At 72.9% G+C, this 1,621-nt stretch carries 1 protein-coding gene; it reads left to right on the top strand.

All coding sequences use genetic code 11. The features are described from left to right. The first annotated feature begins 133 nt into the window (after positions 1-133). Positions 134-1,396 (top strand): IS30 family transposase, encoded by a 1,263-nt coding sequence (locus tag CHY22_RS09805; RefSeq protein ID WP_089573695.1) that lies wholly within the window; start codon positions 134-136, stop codon positions 1,394-1,396. Positions 1,397-1,621: the final 225 nt, after the last annotated feature.

The raw sequence follows: 1,621 nt of genomic DNA, 5'->3' as shown, positions 1-1,621 counted from the left end.
CCTTGATTCTCATCTTCATTGCAACAGCCTCAGGACTCAGCGCAACGCGTTGCGCTGAGTCCTGAGGCGCGAATCCGGGTAGGCAACCCCAGAGGGGCCGGAATCCCCCGGCCCGCGATGGAGGGAGGCCGAAATGTCCAGACCGAAGCCGTCCGGGAGGTCGTACGGGAGGCTCACGAGGCATGAGAGGAACACGGTCGAGAGGATGCTCGACCTCAACCGCAGCGCCCGCGAGATCGCCGCGGAGCTCGGCAGGTCGCCATCGACCGTGACCAGGGAGGTGGCGGCGCACCGCTACGTCACCGCGCCGCGCTCGCGCTACGGCGAGCCCGCGCCCGCGGACCTGTCGGGGGCCTGCCCCAGGCTCTCGGCGTGGCCGAGGTGCTGCAACGGCTGCTCGCACAGGAGGGGCTACGGCTGCTCGAGGAGGCCCAGGGTGTTCTACAGCGCCAGGAGGGCGCAGGAGGCGGCCGACGCCGAGCTCTCGGGCAGCAGGTCCGGGATCGACGAGACCGAGGAGGGCGCCGCCGCCAAGCTCGCGGCCATCAGGGACGGGCTCGCGCGCGGGCTCTCCCCGCAGCAGATAGCGGCGGCGACCCCCGGGCTCAGCGCCTCCACCGTCTACAGGTGGGTGGACGCCGGCTACGACGGCATGACGAACATGGAGCTCAGGCGCAAGGTCGGCTACAGGCCGAGGTCGCGCCGGGCCCCGGGGAGGGCGACGTCGCACTCGGCGCGCAGGTCGCACGCGTCGTTCCTCGCGCTCGGCGAGGACGCCTGCGCCGCGGCCTGGGAGATGGACACCGTCGAGGGCGCCAGGGGCGACTCCGCCAGGCTCCTCACGCTCCTGCACCGCCCGAGCCGCTTCCAGCTGGCGCTGCCGCTGCCGGACGGCACGTGCGCCTCGGTCCTGGCGGCGCTCTCCTCCCTGCGCGGGGTCCTCGGCGAGGACGGCGCGAGGCGCGCCTTCGGCGCCGTGCTCACCGACAACGGGAGCGAGTTCGCCGACGAGGGCGCCATCGCGGAGCTGCTCGGCGAGCGGGACGGCGAGACCAGGCTCTTCTACTGCGACCCCCGGCAGAGCCAGCAGAAGGGCGCGTGCGAGAAGAACCACGTCGAGATCAGGAAGCTGCTGCCCAAGGGCGCCGGGGTCAGATTCGACCGGCTGACGGCGGCGGACTGCGCGCTGCTCATGTCGCAGGTGAACTCCGAGCCGAGGGGGGCGCTCGGGTTCCTGACGCCGGCGCGCGTGCTGCGGATGGCCCTCGGGGAGGACGCCTCCGCCCTCATGGACGCGTTCGGGATAGAGGAGCTGGCGCCCGGCGGGCTCGACCTCACGCCCGGCTGCATCGACAGGGCCAGGGCCGCGAGGGGCGAGGGGCCGCTGGCGGGGTAGGCGTCGGGCCGGGACATGGGCCGGAGGGCCCGTTGCGCTGAGTCCGGAACGGCTGCGCGGCGGGCTGGCGGAGCATGCCGCGGCGGCATGGGGGCACCGGCCTCCACAGCCTATCCACCTGCGGAAACGGGGCGACGGCCAGGCGCCGGGGGCTATTTCCGCGTTGCGCTAGCTGCGGAAACGCGGGGGCCGTTCAGGCTGTTGCGCTGAGATTGAAAATCAACC

The sequence above is a fragment of the Collinsella sp. TF06-26 genome (assembly GCF_002232035.1).
GTDB lineage: Bacteria > Actinomycetota > Coriobacteriia > Coriobacteriales > Coriobacteriaceae > Collinsella.
This window is presented reverse-complemented; position numbering and strand designations above follow the sequence as displayed.

Bases quoted from the DNA above. Each gene is read 5' to 3' on its own strand.
- CHY22_RS09805 (WP_089573695.1), top strand. From the start codon at position 134: ATGTCCAGACCGAAGCCGTCCGGGAGGTCGTACGGGAGGCTCACGAGG.